At 54.5% G+C, this 21322-nt stretch carries 16 protein-coding genes and 1 CRISPR repeat array; of the genes, 11 read left to right on the top strand and 5 right to left on the bottom strand.

Annotated elements, in window-relative coordinates; translation table 11 throughout:
- Nucleotides 1-218: 218 nt before the first annotated feature.
- From csy1 to SOJ49_RS08760, 6 genes are all read left to right on the top strand, one after another.
- Nucleotides 219-1541, top strand: a complete 1323-nt coding sequence (gene csy1 / locus SOJ49_RS08735) for a type I-F CRISPR-associated protein Csy1 (RefSeq protein WP_369857837.1) — start codon at nucleotides 219-221, stop codon at nucleotides 1539-1541.
- On the top strand, nucleotides 1538-2590 hold the full coding sequence (gene csy2 / locus SOJ49_RS08740; protein ID WP_369857838.1) for a type I-F CRISPR-associated protein Csy2: 1053 nt from the start codon (nucleotides 1538-1540) through the stop codon (nucleotides 2588-2590). The genes csy1 and csy2 overlap by 4 nt, the downstream gene beginning before the upstream one ends.
- 15 nt (nucleotides 2591-2605) lie before the next feature.
- The gene (csy3, locus tag SOJ49_RS08745; protein WP_369857839.1) at nucleotides 2606-3637 is read left to right on the top strand and encodes a type I-F CRISPR-associated protein Csy3; all 1032 of its coding nucleotides are present in this window, start codon (nucleotides 2606-2608) and stop codon (nucleotides 3635-3637) included.
- Between the two features lie 3 nt (nucleotides 3638-3640).
- The gene (gene cas6f, locus SOJ49_RS08750) at nucleotides 3641-4192 is read left to right on the top strand and encodes a type I-F CRISPR-associated endoribonuclease Cas6/Csy4 (RefSeq protein WP_369857840.1); all 552 of its coding nucleotides are present in this window, start codon (nucleotides 3641-3643) and stop codon (nucleotides 4190-4192) included.
- Nucleotides 4193-4321: 129 nt separating this feature from the next.
- A CRISPR array of direct repeats spans nucleotides 4322-8910; the repeat unit is 28 nt; unit sequence GTTCGCTGCCGCACAGGCAGCTCAGAAA.
- A gap of 77 nt (nucleotides 8911-8987) precedes the next feature.
- Entirely contained in the window at nucleotides 8988-9584 is a 597-nt protein-coding gene (locus tag SOJ49_RS08755; RefSeq protein ID WP_369857841.1) for a sigma 54-interacting transcriptional regulator, read from the top strand.
- 225 nt (nucleotides 9585-9809) lie between these two features.
- Nucleotides 9810-10142 (top strand): hypothetical protein, encoded by a 333-nt coding sequence (locus SOJ49_RS08760; protein ID WP_369857842.1) that lies wholly within the window; start codon nucleotides 9810-9812, stop codon nucleotides 10140-10142.
- Nucleotides 10143-10153: 11 nt separating this feature from the next.
- Here the strand turns inward: SOJ49_RS08760 and SOJ49_RS08765 are convergent, their stop codons facing one another.
- The 5 genes from SOJ49_RS08765 to SOJ49_RS08785 all read right to left on the bottom strand — a co-directional run bounded on the left by SOJ49_RS08765 (nucleotide 10154) and on the right by SOJ49_RS08785 (nucleotide 15750).
- The gene (locus tag SOJ49_RS08765) at nucleotides 10154-10693 is read right to left on the bottom strand and encodes a GNAT family N-acetyltransferase (RefSeq protein ID WP_369857843.1); all 540 of its coding nucleotides are present in this window, start codon (nucleotides 10691-10693) and stop codon (nucleotides 10154-10156) included.
- Nucleotides 10694-10707: 14 nt separating this feature from the next.
- Nucleotides 10708-10977 carry a DUF1778 domain-containing protein gene (locus SOJ49_RS08770; protein WP_369857844.1) on the bottom strand — a complete coding sequence of 90 codons (270 nt, stop codon included), beginning with the start codon at nucleotides 10975-10977 and terminating at the stop codon, nucleotides 10708-10710.
- Between the two features lie 331 nt (nucleotides 10978-11308).
- The gene (locus SOJ49_RS08775; RefSeq protein WP_369857845.1) at nucleotides 11309-11593 is read right to left on the bottom strand and encodes a tyrosine-type recombinase/integrase; all 285 of its coding nucleotides are present in this window, start codon (nucleotides 11591-11593) and stop codon (nucleotides 11309-11311) included.
- Between the two features lie 340 nt (nucleotides 11594-11933).
- A complete protein-coding gene (locus SOJ49_RS08780) occupies nucleotides 11934-12722 on the bottom strand; it encodes a response regulator transcription factor (protein WP_369857846.1) in 789 nt (262 codons plus the stop codon).
- 13 nt (nucleotides 12723-12735) lie between these two features.
- Nucleotides 12736-15750, bottom strand: coding sequence for a cache domain-containing protein (locus SOJ49_RS08785; protein WP_369857847.1), 3015 nt, complete (start codon nucleotides 15748-15750; stop codon nucleotides 12736-12738).
- A 291-nt stretch (nucleotides 15751-16041) separates the two neighbouring features.
- Between SOJ49_RS08785 and SOJ49_RS08790 the strand changes: the two genes are divergently transcribed.
- The 5 genes from SOJ49_RS08790 to SOJ49_RS08810 all read left to right on the top strand — a co-directional run bounded on the left by SOJ49_RS08790 (nucleotide 16042) and on the right by SOJ49_RS08810 (nucleotide 21300).
- Nucleotides 16042-17334, top strand: a complete 1293-nt coding sequence (locus SOJ49_RS08790) for an ABC transporter substrate-binding protein (protein WP_369857848.1) — start codon at nucleotides 16042-16044, stop codon at nucleotides 17332-17334.
- A gap of 32 nt (nucleotides 17335-17366) precedes the next feature.
- Nucleotides 17367-17513 carry a hypothetical protein gene (locus SOJ49_RS08795; protein WP_369857849.1) on the top strand — a complete coding sequence of 49 codons (147 nt, stop codon included), beginning with the start codon at nucleotides 17367-17369 and terminating at the stop codon, nucleotides 17511-17513.
- The gene (locus SOJ49_RS08800; RefSeq protein ID WP_369857850.1) at nucleotides 17510-18718 is read left to right on the top strand and encodes a DcaP family trimeric outer membrane transporter; all 1209 of its coding nucleotides are present in this window, start codon (nucleotides 17510-17512) and stop codon (nucleotides 18716-18718) included. The genes SOJ49_RS08795 and SOJ49_RS08800 overlap by 4 nt, the downstream gene beginning before the upstream one ends.
- A gap of 158 nt (nucleotides 18719-18876) precedes the next feature.
- Nucleotides 18877-20529: a fatty acid--CoA ligase gene (locus SOJ49_RS08805; RefSeq protein ID WP_369857851.1), complete on the top strand. Its 1653-nt coding sequence runs from the start codon at nucleotides 18877-18879 to the stop codon at nucleotides 20527-20529.
- 105 nt (nucleotides 20530-20634) lie between these two features.
- Nucleotides 20635-21300, top strand: coding sequence for a transposase (locus SOJ49_RS08810; RefSeq protein ID WP_369857852.1), 666 nt, complete (start codon nucleotides 20635-20637; stop codon nucleotides 21298-21300).
- Nucleotides 21301-21322: the final 22 nt, after the last annotated feature.

The raw sequence follows: 21322 nt of genomic DNA on the forward strand, positions 1-21322 counted from the left end.
AACCGACATCTTTTTCTGAGCTACCTGCGCGGTAGGCGGGCAGTTTATGGAATTGACTGAATTAATCCAACAGACGTTGTCGCCCTGGGTAAGGGCTGATTGTGTCACGGCTAGTCATTGTTGAAGTTGAAATTTAGACTTTACCAATATCTTGGTTGAAAATTTATTTCGATGATGATTCTATAGAGATAACTCAAGTGATTGGAGTCAAAGAAGCAATGGAATTGACTGAAAAAATCCGCGAATACATCGAAGGGCGATGTGCCACCAAACTGGAGCCGCTTGAAAAAGAGCTGGCCAAGGCGGAAAAAGAAAAATCGGCTGACGAATTTGCCGAGTTTCGATTGGACTGGCATCAACGCAAGCAAGAACTGCTCGACAAATTTAAACCTGCCGCCTGGCTTACGGATGCAGCAAGCAGGGCGAAGCAAATCAACCTGGTTAGCCATGCCCTGAAATACACCCACAGCGACGCCAAAGGCACCAGTTTGCTGGCTGTTGGTTCTTTGCCCGGATCAGGTAGAACCTTGTCTTCGGCTGATTTGGCTGTCACTAAAGCGGATGTGGTGGGTAATGCGGCAGCGCTGGATGTTGCCAATTTATTGCTGCTGGAACATGACGGTGTGCGGTTACTGGATAAACTGGCAGCAGACGATCATTCGGATTTGGAACTGTTTGGCAACGAAAAACAACGGGCTGACTGGTTGGCGGGTTTCAAAGAAGCACTCAAAATCAAGGAGCCCGCCAGTCATACCTTGGCCAAACAGCTGTATTTCCCTGTGCTTGATGAATCAACGGGCTACCACCTGTTAGCCCCATTGTCGGCTTCATCGCTCAATCACGCCATCTTTCAGCGTGTGCAGCACTCCCGCTTCAGTGACGATGCCAAGGCTGGGCGAGATGCCCGACGCAAAGGTAACTTCTGGCAGGTTGGCACTCGGGATTACCTGCATCTGGCGATTCAGACCTTTGGTGGCACCAAACCACAGAATATTTCCCTGCTGAACAGCCAGCGCGGAGGTCGAACTTACCTCTTCAATGCTCAACCTCCCATCTGGAAATTCCAGTCCAAACCACCGAAATCGGTCGATGCCTTCTGGTCGGGTTATCGCTGGCGTATTCGTAAGCAACTGGACGAGCTTAAGGGCTTTCTGGAATGGGCCAATCAGCACGACCTGAACAACCGCCATGTACGCCGAAAACGTGCGGATATGGTCGCGGGGATGGTCGATGAACTGCACCAGTACGCCGCGCAGTTACGGCAGTTTCCGGCAGGTTGGGCAGCAGAGCCGATGGGAAATAGCCCTGAAGCCTGTTGGGTAGACCCGGCGCGCGACGACACCGACTTTCAATACGAGCGTGAAGGCAAAGCCTGGTGTAAAAAATTGGCCCTGAACTTTGGTCGGGTGTTGTCCAAAGCCATTGATCAGAAAGGCAAGAAGGCAAAGCTGAGCATGAGTGATGTAGAGACCGCTCACTTCAAACAACAAATTCAGCGTCAGGCTTACCTGCTGATGATCGATCTGGAGGAGCTGGTATGAAGCATCTGCTGTTACTCAAACATCTGAAAGTGGAAAACGCCAACGCCATTTCCGGCATGACCTGGGGATTCCCGGCACCGACCAACTTTCTCGGCTTTGCTCACGCTCTGTCGCGTAAATGCCAGGCGAAATGGGGTGAGCAGGCGAGTTTGGGCGGGGTGGGCATTATTTGCCATAACCACCAGGTACATACCCAGCGTCCCAGCGGCTTTGAACATGTCTTCGCACTCAGTCGCAATCCACTCACCAAGGATGGCAACACAGCGCCTTTCAACGAGGAAGGCCGTATGCATATGACCGCCAGTCTGCTGCTGGAGTGTGAATTCGACCCGTTGACGCTGTCGTTGGGCGACGACCTGCCCGAACAGCGTATTCGTCAATTTGAAGCCCAGATACTGGATTGGCTGGTTACCCAGCGTTTGGCGGGCGGCATCATCACGCAAGCAGGCCGTGTTCGTTACTTGCAGCTGGATGAGAACAGCGACGATGGTCAACGTGTATTCCGCCGTGAAATGCTGCGGCTGATCCCCGGATTTGTGCTGCTGGATCGTTCGGACTTACTGGCTCAGCACCACCAGGCGCAACAGCAACAGAATCCGGACGCTGAACTGCTGGACAGCTGGCTCGACTTTATTGCCCTGTGTTACCAGCCAGAACCGACCGGGCTGGAAGACGGCGAAGCCCCAATCCCCGGCGAAACCAAAGCCGAATGGCAACTCAAGCCCAAACCCGGCACTGGCAAAGGCTATCTGGTGCCATTGGCGGTGGGCTATCAGGCGATATCCCGGCTGTATGACGCAGGCACGGTAAACCGGGCACGCGATAACTCGGTGCCGTTCCGCTTTGTCGAAAGCGCTTACAGCATTGGCGAATGGTGTAGCCCGCACCGTCTGCAATCACCCGACGAATTACTCTGGCAGTACCGCCACCACGGCGATGCTTACCTATGCGCAATTCCATCGCAGAAGGTTACGGCTGCAGAAAACAGCGATGACGATGACATCGACATCCCGGACAACGACTTCAACACACTCGACGAATTGTATTAATCAAGGAGAGACACCATGGCAGCAACCAAGCTGAAAACCGCATCCGTATTGGCCTTTGAGCGTAAGCACGCCAACTCCGACGCCGCGATGTTTGCCGGACGCTGGGAAGAGCGTGACAACACGCAAGGATGGAAGGCAATTGAAGTGCAGGAAAAGTCTGTACGCGGCACGATTTCTAACCGTCTGAAAGCGGCTATTGCCGACGACCCGCTCAAGCTCGACGCCGAGATCCAGAAGCCTAACTTGCAGACCGTCGATACCGCTGCATTGCCACAAGACTGTGACACCCTGAAAGTCAGTTTCACCCTTCGTGTATTGGGTGATCTGGCAACGCCATCCGCCTGCAACGACGGCGATTACCAGCAAGCGCTGGCGGATGTCATTAACGGCTATATTGAGCGTGAACAGTTCAGCGAACTGGCGGCTCGTTACGCTGAAAACCTGGCTAATGGCCGCTTTCTGTGGCGTAACCGGGTAGGGGCTGAGCAGATTGAAGTGGTTGTTTCCCAGCTGTCAGGCACCAAAGCAGTTAACAGCTGGACCTTCGATGCTCACAGTTTTGACTTGCGTAATTTTGGCACCCAACCAGAGTCCATTAAACCGCTGGCAGACCTGATTCAAACCGGCCTGATCGGTAAGGGGTTTGTATTGTTGCGCGTCGAAGCCTATGTGCGTTTGGGCGAAGGGCAAGAAATTTTCCCATCACAAGAACTGGTTCTGGATGGTTCTGGTAACAGCAAAAAGAGCAAATTTCTGTATCAGGTCGATGGCCAGGCCGCCATGCACTCCCAGAAGATTGGTAACGCGATTCGTACCATCGACACCTGGTACTCAGAAGCCAACACCTTTGGCCCCATTGCCATTGAACCCTATGGCTCTGTTACCAGCCGTGGTGCCGCGTATCGTCAGCCAAAGGCCAAGGAAGACTTTTACAACCTGCTGGATAAGTGGGTTTTGAAAGGCGAAGTGCCAGAGGTCGGTAATCAGCACTACGTGATGGGCATTCTAATTCGCGGCGGTGTCTTCGGCTCATCAGACAAGGACTAAGCCATGGACTACTACCTCGATATTACATTGCTTCCAGACCCTGAATTTGAAGAACAGATGCTGCTGAATGCGCTGTTCTCCAAGTTTCACCGGGGGATGAGTCAGATTGCAGCGGGTGAGGTTGGCATCAGCTTTCCGGATGTAGATAAAAGACTGGGCGGTCGTCTGCGCTTGCATGGCAGTGCCGCAGCACTCGACAAACTGATGAGCACCGGTTGGATGAAAGGCTTGGGTGATTACACCCGAGTGTCGACTATTGAGCCTGTTCCTGTAGATCGCCGGTATCGAACCGTCAGGCGAGTGCAAGCCAAAAGCGCCTGGAACAAACGTAAACGCTCCATTGCTAAAGGCTGGCTGGATGAAGAAGAGGCTGAAGCCAAAATACCGGATAGCCAGCAGAAAAAACTCAAACAGCCGTTCGTACAAATCAAAAGTTTATCGAACGGCAACGATATGCGTGTGTATATCGAGCATGGCGAACTGCTGGATGCACCGGCTACAGGGACGTTCAACAGTTATGGGTTAAGCAGTACCGCGACGATCCCCTGGTTCTGACCCTTTTTTTTGCCTGAATTCCAATCCCTTGATTTTAAAGGGTTTGGATATTTTCTGAAAAATAGGGTGAAAATAGATAAAAGCAAGGAAGCTCTTTAAAAAATAGCAGGTTAGCTATAGATTGCTACAGTTCGCTGCCGCACAGGCAGCTCAGAAATAAAAGCCGAACACAAAGCCAGCATGGGCGACGTTCGCTGCCGCACAGGCAGCTCAGAAATCGATGGGTGATAGTCCGAACATGGTCTTGCAGTTCGCTGCCGCACAGGCAGCTCAGAAATGCATATCGGCATATCAAACGAGACATGGCACGTTCGCTGCCGCACAGGCAGCTCAGAAAGCTATCGTTACCGGTTGCGGCTGAATTGTGGAGTTCGCTGCCGCACAGGCAGCTCAGAAATGGGCATGCACACGACTGATTGCCGAGACAATGTTCGCTGCCGCACAGGCAGCTCAGAAATGCGGATCATGTCAGCCGGGAATTCATAAATCGTTCGCTGCCGCACAGGCAGCTCAGAAATTGGCTATTTTCAAACAACCCAAGTTCAACAAGTTCGCTGCCGCACAGGCAGCTCAGAAACGAGAACCTCTTGAGATGGGAAGTAGGGAGACGTTCGCTGCCGCACAGGCAGCTCAGAAAAATTGCTCTGGCAAAAATAGATTTAAACCGAGGTTCGCTGCCGCACAGGCAGCTCAGAAAAATTCAACCGGAAATTGGCGGCCAATGCCGACGTTCGCTGCCGCACAGGCAGCTCAGAAAAGGCGCCAAACCAAAGCCGAGCTGACATTTGAGTTCGCTGCCGCACAGGCAGCTCAGAAATTTGATAGTGCGCGGCGTACACGTACCTCAATGTTCGCTGCCGCACAGGCAGCTCAGAAAGAACGCCTTTAACTTGGCAAACGCATCCGCCAGTTCGCTGCCGCACAGGCAGCTCAGAAAAAAAAGACGATTACAGTCCGATCAAAACCATAGTTCGCTGCCGCACAGGCAGCTCAGAAATGCAGGCCTGGGCCGTCACATTCTCGCTGACGGTTCGCTGCCGCACAGGCAGCTCAGAAAGGAAAGCTTGGCCGCAAAGAGTTAGAGTTATTGTTCGCTGCCGCACAGGCAGCTCAGAAATCATCAATCAGGCCGTAATGGACGTTAAGCCCGTTCGCTGCCGCACAGGCAGCTCAGAAATGATAATTTTTGCCGGTGTAATAACAGAGCACGTTCGCTGCCGCACAGGCAGCTCAGAAAGTTGGCCGGGCGCAGAGTTCTGGGAGATCTCAGTTCGCTGCCGCACAGGCAGCTCAGAAACAGCCGACGTACTACAGACACTCAGCGACCAAGTTCGCTGCCGCACAGGCAGCTCAGAAAAGATTCAGCAGTTGCAGTTCGGTGGTGGTGCCGTTCGCTGCCGCACAGGCAGCTCAGAAAATCGACCACGACGGCATGTTGCGAATCAAATCGTTCGCTGCCGCACAGGCAGCTCAGAAACACCAGCAGCGCTCAACGCAAGAACTACTTCAGTTCGCTGCCGCACAGGCAGCTCAGAAAAACATGGGGCAGCGCCGGGCTGGCGAGTTTTTGTTCGCTGCCGCACAGGCAGCTCAGAAAAGGCACAACGACAATCCAGCCTTTTGAGATAAGTTCGCTGCCGCACAGGCAGCTCAGAAAAATTCGTGCATACCGGCCACCTGACCGCCCGGGTTCGCTGCCGCACAGGCAGCTCAGAAAACAACGGAAGACGGCGAGGTGACATTCACCGCGTTCGCTGCCGCACAGGCAGCTCAGAAAACAAATTGGGGCCGTGCTTTGCTGCGCTGTACGTTCGCTGCCGCACAGGCAGCTCAGAAAATCTGGTAAATCTTCGTTCGTTTCGGCACACCGTTCGCTGCCGCACAGGCAGCTCAGAAATGACCGCCCGGCGTGTCCGCAATGATCACAGCGTTCGCTGCCGCACAGGCAGCTCAGAAAACCATGCCGAACGTCACCGCCACATCGTTAGCGTTCGCTGCCGCACAGGCAGCTCAGAAATGCACCGGCTCACCATCCGGGTCAACCACCGCGTTCGCTGCCGCACAGGCAGCTCAGAAAGGAAGGCGAGACGACAACAAAGTCGGAGATTGGTTCGCTGCCGCACAGGCAGCTCAGAAAGAAGACCGCGATAACTTCATCAAGAACATGGTGTTCGCTGCCGCACAGGCAGCTCAGAAAGTGTGATCCTCTATTCCCGGAGGTGGCCGATCGTTCGCTGCCGCACAGGCAGCTCAGAAAAAACCTCCGGGCTTTTTTGTGGCTGCTATTTCGTTCGCTGCCGCACAGGCAGCTCAGAAAACCAGCTAGCAGATCGACTGCGGAATAAAGTCGTTCGCTGCCGCACAGGCAGCTCAGAAAAATAATTCTAAAGCGACCGCAGAAAGCGCGGCGTTCGCTGCCGCACAGGCAGCTCAGAAAATTCAGATGCAGGCCGTGACCAGACTCGTCCGGTTCGCTGCCGCACAGGCAGCTCAGAAAACTCCGCTAATCTGGACGTTTATTAGCTAACAGTTCGCTGCCGCACAGGCAGCTCAGAAATGTGCATTGAATTGGGATAAATCAGCAAGCGAGTTCGCTGCCGCACAGGCAGCTCAGAAAAAAACCATCGACCTACCAGCCAGCATATTCGAGTTCGCTGCCGCACAGGCAGCTCAGAAATCGCTCACCATCGCGCGCTTTGGCCGTGATCAGTTCGCTGCCGCACAGGCAGCTCAGAAAACGCATCAACTGACGGCACTATGTCGCCAGAGGTTCGCTGCCGCACAGGCAGCTCAGAAAGAATTGACATTCGAGCGCATCCGCACGGAGTTGTTCGCTGCCGCACAGGCAGCTCAGAAATTTGACGGTGTAACCGCGCTAAGCCCAATTGAGTTCGCTGCCGCACAGGCAGCTCAGAAATTCGTATTGTCGACAGTAACCGCTGAACCGGAGTTCGCTGCCGCACAGGCAGCTCAGAAATGAGTAGCGGGATGTTGATATAGTCACGGCATGTTCGCTGCCGCACAGGCAGCTCAGAAACAGTTGGGCGGCATAGATAGCAACATCGACAAGTTCGCTGCCGCACAGGCAGCTCAGAAAAAGTTCAATAGACGCATATCCCACCGCGCCCTGTTCGCTGCCGCACAGGCAGCTCAGAAATTTGACGGTGTAACCGCGCTAAGCCCAATTGAGTTCGCTGCCGCACAGGCAGCTCAGAAATTCGTATTGTCGACAGTAACCGCTGAACCGGAGTTCGCTGCCGCACAGGCAGCTCAGAAATGAGTAGCGGGATGTTGATATAGTCACGGCATGTTCGCTGCCGCACAGGCAGCTCAGAAACAGTTGGGCGGCATAGATAGCAACATCGACAAGTTCGCTGCCGCACAGGCAGCTCAGAAAAAGTTCAATAGACGCATATCCCACCGCGCCCTGTTCGCTGCCGCACAGGCAGCTCAGAAAATCAACAACTGATGCTTCCAGTGTAACGTCTCGTTCGCTGCCGCACAGGCAGCTCAGAAAGCAGGCGCACCGCAACATAACAATGCATTCTTGTTCGCTGCCGCACAGGCAGCTCAGAAATAAAAATAGAGCACAGGGACGGGCCAAAAGGAGTTCGCTGCCGCACAGGCAGCTCAGAAATATCCGCTCCGACATTTCAATAATAAGGTTTGGTTCGCTGCCGCACAGGCAGCTCAGAAATGCCACACATGGCAGCGTTTTCCCTTGTGCAGGTTCGCTGCCGCACAGGCAGCTCAGAAAGCTAATCGCACGCCGTCCTCAGGCCGTGGGCAGTTCGCTGCCGCACAGGCAGCTCAGAAACACTGGCAGCAAGCCCGTGGTTGCGCCGATTTGTTCGCTGCCGCACAGGCAGCTCAGAAAATAGATCCGCGCGGCCCGTATGGCCGCAGGTCGTTCGCTGCCGCACAGGCAGCTCAGAAAAAGCGCAAAACCAAAGCCGAATTGACATTCGAGGTTCGCTGCCGCACAGGCAGCTCAGAAAAGTGGGTAGGGTGCCGAACTTTGGCAGGTCAGGTTCGCTGCCGCACAGGCAGCTCAGAAAGCGCCGTTACGGCGGAACTCATCAATAATCCAGTTCGCTGCCGCACAGGCAGCTCAGAAAGCACCAACGCGGACAATGTGGCGGTTGTGTTGGTTCGCTGCCGCACAGGCAGCTCAGAAATTGGAGATAACGAGTATGAGTGAAACGAATATGTTCGCTGCCGCACAGGCAGCTCAGAAAGTAACGTCGAGCAGGGTTCCTCGGTTGTGAGCGTTCGCTGCCGCACAGGCAGCTCAGAAAACTGATCTCGACTCAATGATTGAGCTTGAAACGTTCGCTGCCGCACAGGCAGCTCAGAAATGGTGGGAGATTTCCGAGGGCGCGCCGTTAGCGTTCGCTGCCGCACAGGCAGCTCAGAAATGGCCTGAGTCCGAGTTTATCCGCGCGTGTGCGTTCGCTGCCGCACAGGCAGCTCAGAAAAGTCCGAGTTTCTGAGCCTTCAAGTCATTACTGTTCGCTGCCGCACAGGCAGCTCAGAAATGGAAGACCTGGGCATACGCTGGCAGGCAGACGTTCGCTGCCGCACAGGCAGCTCAGAAAGCCAACGCATGGCCATCAGGCACCATCATGCAGTTCGCTGCCGCACAGGCAGCTCAGAAATGGTTTGCTGATTACAGCCACGTTTCCAAAGTGTTCGCTGCCGCACAGGCAGCTCAGAAATATATTCTCAATGTTGATACGGATCATCAGGCGATCTATTTGTTTGTTTGTGACTCAGTTGTTCCGAGAGTTCGTGGTTGCAGCGACTGTTTGCACATCAACATTTCTCCTGGCACACCCGCAATGCACAGCGTCTGGTTGTGGTATCTGCTGGCGGTGCATTTCCGTCCGGAACCCGGTTGTGGTCTTCTCAGTTCAACCCGGAGACGCAAAGAACCAGCCTCAAATCGGTTGATTTCAAGATCACCACCTATCTGGCTGAAATTCGTTCGGCTCGGACAATCAACCCGGATCTAGCGATTTATGAGCCAGAAGCGCGCTCTATCGCTCGTCAACAGTCGCTTCAACGATTAAAGCAATACGCGGAGTTAAGTGGTCATCCGTTGTTAATTCTGGGCGAGCGAGGCACTGGTAAGACCCGTGTAGTCGAGACTTACATTAGCAAGATCAAACAGCGGGACGTTGTGGCTCTGGCCTGTGGTGGCCTCGATTCCAGCGTGGCCGAGAGCTTGCTGTTTGGTCATGTAAAAGGGGCTTTTACGGGCGCGGATCGGGATCGACAAGGACTTTTGGCTGAAGCGGATAGGAAAATTCTATTTCTCGATGAGGTGCAAGATCTGCCGAAGAATGTACAGCGTGAGCTGGTGAGGACATTACAAGATCACAAGCACTGATATCGTCAGCTGGGCAGCAACGAAGAGAAAACCAGTGACTTTGAATTGGTCTGTGCCAGTAATCTGAGTTTTGATGAACTACGGTCTTAGCTTTATCCGGATTTTCTCGATCGAATCGCACATTTGATTGTTGAAATTCCACCTCTGCGGTCTTGTCGGGAAGATCTGACCGTAGATTGGCAAACAGTATGGTCTGAGTGTCGACGATCAGAGACTATTCCAGAATTGGCACCTGTTACGGACGAATTAAACCAGTTGTTCCAGCATCATCCTTTTAATGGAAATATGCGGGATTTGCAGCGACTGGCCGTACTGATCATGGTTTGGCTGGATCAGAAGTCAGAAACGGAAGCTGTGACGGTGGCGATTGGAGAATGGGACAAGTGGTCTCGGGATGACTCTGCCGTGCATGAGCTCGGTGAAGGCTCGTGGGATGAGCGAACCAAATGGTTTCAGCGCCGACTTGCATCCTGGGCTATCACGGAATATGGAGGACGAAAAGAAGCTTCTAAAGCGCTTGGGTGTTCTGAAAAGACGTTAGGCAACCACAGCCGCTGATTAACTGTTATTTAAAGATCAGAAAGCGTCTTCATGCCAACAAACAGCCTCATCGGTTCATCAGTAAACGGCTGAAAGACTTCGAAGCTGTTGTAAAAACCCAGTGCCTGTTCGTCTAGAACATCCAGAATCAAACCATAAGCAGGTAACCCCGATTGGCTTAGCGTGCGAGCTTGCCGTAATGCCGTAACCAGCGTTTTAGCGCCTAAGCCTTGTCCTTGATACTTTGAATCAATAGCCAGACGAGCAAGCATGATCACCGGGATCGGGTAGGTGGGTAGGCTGTGTTGTGCGGGGATTGCTTCCCTGGATACCGTTGCAGTAGATAAAGTGAAATAGGCTGCAATGGTTTTCTTTGAATCTGTGGGGGCCGTTTCTGTGTTTGCCTTCGAAACAACTTCAGGCAATACCCAGGTTCGGCTGAGACCTAATTTGTTATGTTTGATCGCAAAGCGAGAAAGGAAATCGTTCATTCCGGTTTTACCGCAATCAAACGTTTTCAGATCGTGGGAAGCTTTATCGGCAACGACAAAGGCTTGTTCTAGTGTCAATGCGATATTTCCGATCAGTAGCCTTCGGCATCCAGTTTTTTAGCAGCATTCAGCAGCTTTTTGCTTGGGGATTGTGCTGTCTCGCAGGCCACCAGGAATTGATCAAACTGCTCATTAGCCAACATCACTTCGTTGGCTAATTGCAGTCGCTTGGGCGCATCCAGGCGTACAAGGTTGGCGAGGTAGTCTGTCAGGGTCTGGCCGCTGGCGAGGGCTGCTCGTTCTGCCAAGGCCTTGAGCTCAGGAGGAAAGCGAGCTTCGATTCTCTCGGTTCTTGTACCCATTCTCATGTACTCATTGCATGTGATTGATGAAATTGTACGGCAGATTTACGTACATATAAAGTTCGTGGTTGGTTTCCGGGGACATTCTTTGAGTTCTCGCTTGTTAGCCATGATTCCCAATCATCCATCATCCATCATCCATCATCCATCATCCATCATCCATCATCGCTCGGGGCTTCTCGAACAAATCTCCGCGTCTGTAGGCCGCTTTTACCTTGTTTTGATATTGCCAGTGCCATATCTGCAACGTCTTTAGGGTAGCTGGAGACCTTTCCAGACCAATCCCGAAAGCTCGAACGGAATCCATGTGGGGACGTAATCACCCCGATCTTCATTGACTCCGTAACCCATACCACGCATTAGTTGAAGTAAATCCATATTGGATAGAGGGCGATTGGATCGACTCCCAGGAAATATATAGGGATTGCCATGGATTTGCGGGGCTTCTAAGAATGATAATTGATTCTTTTGTTAGCGGAACGCGGTGTTCTCGGCGCGATTTCATTCTTTCAGCTGGTATCGTCCAAATAGCCGTTTTCAGATCGATCTCAGTCCACTCGGCTTTTAGAACTTCACTGGTACGTGTTGCTGTAAGGATAAGAAACCTCAGTGCCAAAGCTGAAGCGCTTTGATTTTATGAATCACAATCCAGTCCTTTACGTGAGCCCCCGGCCAGAGAAAACCGGGAACGTTAGGGTTAAAGTGGCCAAAAGGCCACGCGAAGGTGAATCAAAATTAATGGCCAGAGGTGGGTCACTTTAAATGGCCGTTAACACCGCACAGGCAGCTCAGAAAATTCTCTGTGAAGAGCGCATTGGCCTGACTGTGTTCGCTGCCGCACAGGCAGCTCAGCAATACTGTTTCAGCGGCAAGCTGCCTCCTATGAATTTACGGCGGTCTGCGAGTTTACGGCGGTTGGTAGCAAGTTCTCTTGTAGTGGTCTCAGGCGAGTGGGTTCAGTCTGGCTGGTCGGTTTGTAGCAGTCGCCATTCGACGCGTCCGGCCAGCATGTAGCCCGCGCCGTAGACGGTTTTGATTAATACTGGCTGGCGCGGGTTTTGTTCCAGTTTTTTGCGCAGGCGTGACATGCGGGAGTCGATGCTGCGGTCGTAGGGGATGGTTTGGTCTGAGATCAGTTGTTCCCGCGATAAGATGCGGTTGGGTGAGCGCAGCAGGCTCATCAGCAGGTTGGCTTCGCCACTGCTGAGGTTGTGGTTGTCGCCGTTGTCGTGGCTGAGCAATAAGGTGGCTGGGTCGAACTGCCAGTGGGCAATCCGGGCGACTTTGCGGCTGCAGGTGCCGGGTTGTGGCTGGATCGCCAGCCGTCGCACCAGTCGTGATATGCGGGCGACCAGTTCCCGGCTGTCAAAGGGTTTGGTGATGTAGTCGTCAGCACCCAGTTCGAGGCCCAGCACTCGGTCTGTCAGGCTGTCCCGGCCGGTCAGTACCACGAGCCCGGTGTCGGTATTGGCCGACAGTTCGCGGATGCAGGTGAGGCCGTCCATGTCCGGTAAGCCGAGGTCAATAATGCAGACATCGGCGGGCTGTTGTTGTATCGCTTGCAGTGCCTGGCGACCGGTCGGGAAGGTGGTTACCCGAAAGCCGAACGCTCGCAGGGCATCTGCAATCAGGGTGGCTATGTCGGCTTCGTCTTCGATGACGTAGATCAGTGCCTTGTTGGTATGGCTGCTGTGGGTCGTGGTGTGGTTGGTCGTGGTGTGGTTGGTCATGGTGTGGTTGGTCATGGTGTGCTTCTTCTTATTGTTCTGTCTGATGATGATCGGGTTGGATCGGTGGTGTCAATTTGCCAGCGGCGGATGGCCCGTTAGTGGATTGGGTGACAGCATGGGTAATGGCCTGGTGGATGGCGTCTCTGGTGAAGGGTTTGGCGAGTAATACGCCATGATCCGTTGGTTGTTCTGGATGCGAGGGGGTGCCACTGATCAGCAGATAGGGCAAGTGGGGGTGTTGCTGGCGGGCTTGTTGGGCCAGTTGCCAGCCGTCCCGGTTGCCGGGCATCGACAGGTCGGTGATGAGTAAATCGAGGGTCGCCAGGCTGTCGATCAGGTCGCTGGCTTCATTGGCGTCGCTGGCTTCTACCACAACGTATCCTAGCGCCAGCAACCAGGGCCGTACCAGGCGGCGGATGGCGGCGTCGTCGTCAACCAGTAAGGCCAGTTGCCAGTGGTTGTTGTCGGTGTTGTCGGTGTCTGATTCGGGGTGTGGTGCTGGCTCTGTTGCGGCGCTGGCGGTCGTTTCAGGGGGTGTTGGCGCGCTCAAGGAAAGGCTGTTTAGTGGCAGCAGTAATGAAATAGCGGCACCGTCGGCTGATTTCTCTGGGTCTTTCGATTGACTCCGGCCTTCCCCGTCAGCCCATTCCGGATCCGTCGTTGCCGGGCGAATGCGAATAAAACCGCCAGACTGTTTGACGAAGCCAAATACCATGCTGAGGCCGAGGCCGGAGTTGTTGCTGGCACGGGTTGTAAAAAATGGCTCGAAGGCCCGTTGTTGTACTTCGGCCGGAAATCCGGGGCCGTCGTCGTACACCCCAATATTGATATAGGTGCCAGCGGGTACGTCGTCATCGTAGTGCGAGTCGGTTTGTTGCAGCCCCTGTGGCAAGGTTTGTTGGTGTGCGTAAAAGCCGATACGTCCTGGCCCGGTCGGGCGTTGTTGAAGAATGGCATCGCGTGCGTTCAAGGCCAGATTGATGAGGGCGTTTTCGAGCTGGGCGGCATCAATACACAGCGCCAACGGGGTGTGGCAGACGACCGTCAGTTCCAGCTGATCCGGCAGTGAACCGCGTAACAACAGGGCGGTTTCTTTCAGCAAGGGACGTACGTCGGTCAGGCTGGGGGAGAGGTGCTGACGTCGGGCAAAAGCGAGCAGACGCTTGGTGATGTCGATGGCGCGGTGGGTGGCGCGGATAGCTGGAGCCAGGTGGTGTTGCAGTGGGGCGTCGGTGTCGGGGCTGCTGGTTGTCGGGTTGACGCCGGGATGGCTGGCTTGCATGGCGCTGAGGTTGCCAAGGATGATGGTCAGCAGATTGTTGAAGTCGTGGGCCAAACCGCCAGCCAGTTGCCCGGTGGCCTGCATGCGTTGGGCTTCCGCCAGGCGGCGTTCTGATTCCTTTTCGTGGCTGATGTCGAGCGACAGTACCAGTACGCCCTGCACCTCGGCAGCGGCTGCCTGGTCTCCGGCGTAATCGGGAATCAGCTGGCGACGTGTTACCCGTGTGCGGCCCTGGTGATTAAAGCTGTATTCGTAGGTAGTGGGGTGGCCGTTCAGACACTGTTGCAGGGGTTCGGCGATGGCTGCCAGCAGATCAGGAGGTGCAATCTGGCTCATGTGTTGCCCCAGGAGTGCGGCTTTGCTGCTATCGAATTGTTCAGCATAACCCTGGTTGACGAACACGTAGCGCAGTTGCCGGTCGAGGTAGGCAATCTGGGCGGGCAGGGCATCCAGTATCAGGCGTTGGCGTTCTTCCAGTGCCGCCAGTGCGTGGGTGCGCTCTCGCACACTTTGATCCAGCGTCTGGATGTTGCTGTGCAAGCGATACACCATGGAGTCGAAGGTGCGCGCCAGGGTGCCGATTTCATCATGACGATCAATGCCGCTGGTGGCGCTCAGATCGCCGGTACGTACGCGTTCGGCGGTGCGCGCCAGGGTCTGGATCGGTTGCGAGATCAGGTTGATAAAATACAGCGCCAGTAATAACGCCAACAGAATGGCGATGGCGGTAATGGTGATGATGCGTTGGCTGAGAATCATCGAGCTGTGTTGCAGTTCGGCGACATACACGGTGGCGCAGATGTACCAGTCGAAACTGGCCATGCGACGGACGATGGATATTTTTTCATAGCGATAAACGCCGGGATCATCCGGTTTGTCCCAGCGATAGCTGAGTTCGGTGCCGGTATCGGCCACTTCGATCAGTTCTTCCACGATGCGGCGTCCGCTGGCCGGGTCGATCAGGTCGATGGCATTGGTCTGGTCGATGTTGGTATTCGGGTGGGCAATAATCTGGCCCTGCTGGTCAAAAATAAACAAATAGCCAGTGTCGGCGATACGAATGGTGCTGAGTGCCTTGCGAATTTCTTCAATAGCCTGTTGCTTGCGTTGCGCCACGGCGGCTTCCAGATCATCCAGATAGAGACCCGAACCAATCACCAGCTGCCACTGTGGGTAATCTTTGACATACGACAGCTTGGCCGTTGGTTGCTGCCCGGCCACTCGCTGCCAGGGGTATTGATAGAAGCCTTCACCGCTGCGGATCGCTGCGGCAATCATCGGGGCGATGACGCCCACTGCCGGAACCTGAAAGCTGGCCAATGTCTTGCCGTTATAACGTGTGTCCGGGTGCGACAACATGCGCGCCTGGTGATCAACCACCCAGATATAACCATCGTTGCCGTAGGTGAAGTGGCGCAGGCTGGCAAACACCTGTTGCCAGGCGTTGGCGGCTGGAATCTGGTTGGCTTCGGCCAGTGCCAGGCTGGATTCAATATGACTGGCGGTCAGTGTGACCACGGCGCGCAGGCTTTCTTTGTTAGCGTCCAGCGCCTGTGCCTTGAACCCTTCCAGATTGGCGTAGGCCTTGTCGGCCAGCTTATAAACGTTATCCAGTGCCAGGCGGGCGGAATTGCGTTCAATTTCATACACCTTGTCTTGCACCAGTGGCACGGAATACAGGTACACCGACACCGCCATGATGGTGATGATCAGTACCACAACTGAGAAAAAACGCCACGCCAGGCGAATGCCGGAAAACATACGAAAACTCTTGTCAGCAGCAACAGGTGGATAAAACGGGTGGGCACGACCGGCGAGCCTTTGGTGCTTTGGCGAATATGTTGGGGTGCCAGTACTCGCGGCAGCATCCATCCCGTGGTGGCAGTGTACTGGCAAAACCCGGCAAAAAACCGGCTTGATACATTTCGGTGGAATTGTGACAAATCTGCGTGCAAGTCGTTGTTCAGTATGGATTCCGCAGCGATCGTCAACACGCTCTGATTCGGAGTGAACGGCGGCACTGACAAAAAATAATAAAAACAGGCTAACCAGATGATGCGTTTTATCTTTGCCCCACCGTCCGTTGTTCCTTTTTGTTTTTTTTCACGTCGTTGGCAGCAAGCGCTGGCTGCGGTGGCCCTGTTGTGGCTGGTTGGCACGGTGTGCGACGAGGTGCAGGCCAGTCCTGCGGCTATTTCTGATGACGTGGTCAAAATTGGTGTGATGGCGGATATGAGTGGTGTCTACGCCACGGTATGTGGAGAAGGGTGTGTTACCGCCGCGACCATGGCCGTCGAGGACTTTGGCGAAATTGTGTTGGGTAAACCGATTGAGGTGGTCAGTGCCGATGACCATAACAGCCCGGAATCTGCCGCCTTGCAGGCCAAAACCTGGGTCGAGCGGGAGCAGGTGGACGTGATCACCGGGCTGGTGGCCTCGTCCGTTACATCGGCGGTCACCGCAGTTACCAATGCCGCGCAACGTATTGTGCTGATATCCGGTTCGGGTTCGGACGCATTTACCACCAGTGCCTGTTCGCCCTATATCGCCCACTGGACCTACGACGTGGTGGCGCTGGCGAATGGCACCGTCAAGCCAATGGTCGAGGCGGGTAAGAAGAAATGGTTTTTTATCACCGCAGATTATGCCTTCGGTCTGGCGTTGGAAGAGGTGGCGACCCGAGTGGTCACGACTCAGGGTGGCGTAGTGACTGGCTCGGTGCGGGTGCCCTTGGGGACTGCCGACTTTGCCCCTTACGTGCGTCAGGCGGCTGCGTCCGGGGCCGATGTGGTGGCATTGGCCAACGCTGGTGAAGATTTTGTCAATGCTTTGCGGGCAGCGGCAGATATCGGCCTGACGCAATCGATGGAAGTGGTTGGCTTGCTGGTATTTACCCCCAATGTGAAAGCGCTGGATCCGGCCATCACCGCCAATATGAGGTTAACCACCGGGTTTTACTGGGATCGGGACGACAGTAGCCGTGTCTGGTCGGAACGCTTTTTCGCCCGTGCTGGCGTCATGCCCACCATGGTGCAGGCTGGTGTCTATTCCGCCGTTAGTCATTACCTGAACAGCATTCGCCAGGCGGGCAGCGATACGGCTGATGTGGTGATGAAAGCGATGAAAAGTACTCGCCCGAATGATTTTTTTGCCCAGCGTGCCCGATTGCGGCCAGACGGACGGCTGCTGCACGACATGTATCAGGTGCGTATCAAAACCGCGCGTGAGCGTAAAAACCCGGATGACCTCTACGCCATCGAAAACGTAGTGCACGGCATCGTCGCTTTTGCACCGCCGGTGCCGTCGTGTCTGTTTCGAAAGCACCGGGCCACGATCCGCGAGTAACCGTACCTGGCGACGGCGGTGAGGAGAGTGCGTTGTCTGTGGCATACGGCAGCCACTTGGCTGGCAGCACCGATAACAACAGTAATAACAACGGCAAGACCAACAATAAAAACACCACCAAAACCAATAAAAACACCAATAAAAACAACAAGACTCGACCAAAAAAGGAAACACCATGAAATACCCATGCACTTCCATCGCCCTGATTCTGGCTGGCCAGACACTGACACTGGCGTCACCGTTTGCATTTGCAGACAGTACAGCAACAGACACCCCGGAAGCCTTGCAGCAGCGTTTGACTGCACTGGAACATGACGTTGAAACCTTACGCCAGCGCGCTCTGGTGAGCAGCGACAAGGGTGCTCTGGTTATCGGCGATACTCATCTGACCATTGGTGGTTATGTTCGCGGCGATCTGGTGTACACCGATCATGGCGTTAATGGCAAAAATGCGTTGCTGGGTGCCCCTTATGTCAAGGCGGCCGACGACAGTCAGAGTCAGCGTCTGGACATGACTGCACGGGAATCCCGGTTGTATATCAAAACCCGCACCATGGCGGGCGACAAGCCACTGAGCACGCATCTGGAAGCGGATTTTTACGGCAGTGATGGCACCGAAACCGTGTCCAACAGTCATGGTTTGCGTTTGCGCCACGCTTACGGCAGCTGGGGTAATCTGTTGATTGGCCAGACCTGGTCGACGTTTATGGATCTGGCGGCATTGGGTGACCTGAACGCCTTTGGTCAACATGCCTCAGCTATTTTTGTGCGTCAGACGCAAGTGCGTTATACCCAACCGTTCAGCGGTGGCAGCCTGATGCTGGCGCTGGAAAATCCGGAAGACGGCGGTGACGATAACAAAACGCCCGATCTGGTGGTGCGTATCAATGCCGATGGCCGCTGGGGTCACGCCTCGTTGGGAGCGGTCAGTCGGGAATTGTCCGATGGCGTTGACCACCAACGCGCTTCGGCATTGAGTTTGACCGCCAAATTCCCGCTGGGCAGCAGCGATGATGTCCGGTTGCAATACAATCAGGGTGCGCTGGGCCGTTACATGGGCCTGGGCAGCTACCCGAATGAAGATACCGCTCGCCCGCGTTTGCAGGGTTTTGACAGCTGGGGTGCATCACTGGCATTGCGCCACGTCTGGTCGCCTGCATTGGCATCCACGCTGATGATGTCCCGCACTGGTGCCAACGATGACGCGGCAGAAGGCGGTATTGACACCACCAAGTCATTGCATGCCAACCTGATGTGGACAGCAACGGCCAAGGTGCGCTTTGGTGCAGAATTGGCAAAATGGAACGTCGCCACCATGAGCAGTGGTGAAGCGGTTGAAAAAAGCATGAAAGCGCTGCAATTGTCGACCCGCTTTATGTTCTGAGATGCGCCGTCGGCATGCCCGGCGGTATGACAGAGTTCGATGAAATTGACACTGGGTTCTCCATCGCTTGATCGAGATCCATTTGCCCTGAATTGCGTCAGGGCTTTTTTTGTTTCAGGCAGACAGCCTATCTTGTCTGTCCCACCCGGAGAATAACCATGAAAACAAAAATAGTGGCACCCACCGAGCAGGCGTACCAGTCACCACTGCTGATCAAAAGCCTGCTGCTGTCTGGCAAACGCTACGAACCCACGCGGGAAATTGTTTACCGTGACCTGATACGCTACGACTACACCACGCTGTATCAGCGTATCTGTCGGCTGGCCAATGTCCTCACCACCATGGGTATACAGGCAGGAGACACCGTGGCAGTGATGGATTGGGACAGCCACCGTTACCTGGAAGCCTATTTTGCCGTACCTATGATAGGTGCCGTGTTGCATCACGTGAATGTGCGCCTGAGCCCGGATCAGATCAGTTACACCATGACCCATGCCGAAGACGACCTGTTGTTGGTACACGACGATTTCCTGGCAGTGGCTGAACAGATCGTACCGCAGGTGACGCGCTTGCGCGGCGTGGTACAACTGACCGATGGTGTCAGTGCAACCGAGACCAGCCTGAATACGCTGGGCGAATACGAGCAATTACTGGCCGCTGCCGAAACACAGTATGATTTCCCGGATTTTGACGAAAACTCCGTTGCCACTACGTTTTACACCACCGGCACCACCGGCAATCCCAAAGGTGTTTATTTCAGTCATCGACAGCTGGTATTGCATACCTTGAATAGCGCCATGACGCTGGGCAGCATTGACGGCCTGGGGGCATTCCGTTCCGATGATGTGTACATGCCGATGACGCCGATGTTCCATGTTCATGCCTGGGGTGTGCCTTATGTCGCCACGCTGCTGGGTGCCAAACAGGTATACCCCGGTCGTTATGACCCCAATTTCCTCGTGGGTCTGTTTCAGAGCGAAAAGGTCACCTTTTCCCACGGTGTGCCGACGGTATTGCAGATGATTCTGAACTGTGAGGCAGCAAAGGAGGCGGATCTGTCTGGCTGGAAAATGCTGACTGGTGGCAGCGCCCCGACACTGGGCATGGCGAACGAAATGGCTGAACGCGGCATTCTGTTTTTCACCGCCTACGGCATGTCAGAAACCTGTCCGATTATCACCGCCAGTTACCTGCCTGCCAGTGTGCGGGCCTTGCCGATGCAAGAACAAATGCCTTACCGCATCCGCACCGGTATTCCGGTGGGTCTGGTAGATATGCAGATCCGCGATATGGAAGGGAATGAGTTGCCACACGATGGTGAACAGATGGGTGAGATCGTCGTGCGCGCCCCCTGGTTAACCCAAGGTTACTTCAAGGAGCCGGAAAAAAGCGCCGAGCTGTGGGAAGGGGGCTGGATGCACACCGGCGATGTTGCCAGCATCGAACCGAGTGGCGTGTTACAGATCAAGGATCGTATCAAGGATGTGATCAAGACCGGTGGTGAATGGGTATCGTCACTGGAAATCGAAAGCCTGATCAGCCTGCATCCCGATGTCAGTGAAGTCGCGGTTGTCGGCGTGCCCGACAAACGCTGGGACGAGCGGCCACTGGCCCGTGTTGTCGCCATGAAAGATAGCCAGCTCACTGCGGAGTTGCTGAAGGCGCACCTGCAAGATTATGTGGACAGTGGTCGTATCAATAAATGGGCGATTCCGGAAATCATTCATATCGTGGCGGAAATTCCCAAAACCAGTGTTGGCAAGATCAACAAAAAACGCTTGCGTGAAATGATCGCCAATGACGAACACTGAATGAGTGGCTAGGAGCCTGTCGGACTCCTAGCAGGCTGTTGATTTTATTCCTGATGTCTACTGGCTTCGGTAAAATGCTCTTTTTCAATGGATTCCCGGACTCCCATGCGTGGCGCTGACATTACTCAGGAGCCTCTGTTCACCACCATCAAACTGGATGAACGGGTTCCACACGATCACCCTTTACGATCCATCAAAACCCTGTTCGATCAGGCGCTCACCCACATCGATTGGAAACTCAGCCTGATCTATTCCGAGCGTGGGCGGGAATCCATTCCTCCGGAGCGCTTACTGAGAGCCTTGCTGCTGCAAATCCTCTTCAGTATTCGCAGCGAACGGCAACTGCTCGAGCAGATTCAGTACAACATGCTCTATCGCTGGTTTGTCGGCCTGAGCATTGATGATCCGGTCCGGGTTTTAAAAGCACTGCCGGGGGCTCATCGTAAAACCGTAGGCGCGGATAAAAACTACGATATCAAGGGGTTTGTGAAGGAATGCAGGAAGCACCGCATCACGCCCCATGTTGCCCGCAATGACAAACGGCCCGGCGGCTCAGCCATCGATGGTCGAACCAGTCATAAAGTGGGTTATGCTGCCAGTCAGATTGTGCGTAAACGGGTCGAAGAACCCTTCGGCTGGGGCAAGACCGTTGGCCCCTTACGGCAGTTAAAAGTGAAAGGACTGGCGAAGGTCAACAGCGCTCTTGAGATGACCATGATGGCTTACAACCTGGTGCGAATGGCAAAGTTACAGGGTCAATCCGTCCGATAATCCGATAGACAGGAACCGCCGT

The sequence above is a fragment of the Candidatus Thalassolituus haligoni genome (assembly GCF_041222825.1).
GTDB classification, from domain to species: Bacteria; Pseudomonadota; Gammaproteobacteria; order Pseudomonadales; family Oceanobacteraceae; genus Oceanobacter; species Oceanobacter antarcticus.

Excerpts from the sequence above, each read along its gene's own strand:
- SOJ49_RS08790 (WP_369857848.1), top strand. The coding sequence starts at position 16,042 with ATGATGCGTTTTATCTTTGCCCCACCGTCCGTTGTTCCTTTTTGTTTT.
- csy1 (WP_369857837.1), top strand. The coding sequence starts at position 219 with ATGGAATTGACTGAAAAAATCCGCGAATACATCGAAGGGCGATGTGCC.
- SOJ49_RS08780 (WP_369857846.1), bottom strand. The coding sequence starts at position 12,722 with ATGACCAACCACACCATGACCAACCACACCACGACCAACCACACCACG.
- SOJ49_RS08810 (WP_369857852.1), top strand. The coding sequence starts at position 20,635 with ATGCGTGGCGCTGACATTACTCAGGAGCCTCTGTTCACCACCATCAAA.
- cas6f (WP_369857840.1), top strand. The coding sequence starts at position 3,641 with ATGGACTACTACCTCGATATTACATTGCTTCCAGACCCTGAATTTGAA.
- SOJ49_RS08805 (WP_369857851.1), top strand. The coding sequence starts at position 18,877 with ATGAAAACAAAAATAGTGGCACCCACCGAGCAGGCGTACCAGTCACCA.
- SOJ49_RS08800 (WP_369857850.1), top strand. The coding sequence starts at position 17,510 with ATGAAATACCCATGCACTTCCATCGCCCTGATTCTGGCTGGCCAGACA.
- csy2 (WP_369857838.1), top strand. The coding sequence starts at position 1,538 with ATGAAGCATCTGCTGTTACTCAAACATCTGAAAGTGGAAAACGCCAAC.
- SOJ49_RS08770 (WP_369857844.1), bottom strand. The coding sequence starts at position 10,977 with ATGGGTACAAGAACCGAGAGAATCGAAGCTCGCTTTCCTCCTGAGCTC.
- SOJ49_RS08785 (WP_369857847.1), bottom strand. The coding sequence starts at position 15,750 with ATGTTTTCCGGCATTCGCCTGGCGTGGCGTTTTTTCTCAGTTGTGGTA.
- csy3 (WP_369857839.1), top strand. The coding sequence starts at position 2,606 with ATGGCAGCAACCAAGCTGAAAACCGCATCCGTATTGGCCTTTGAGCGT.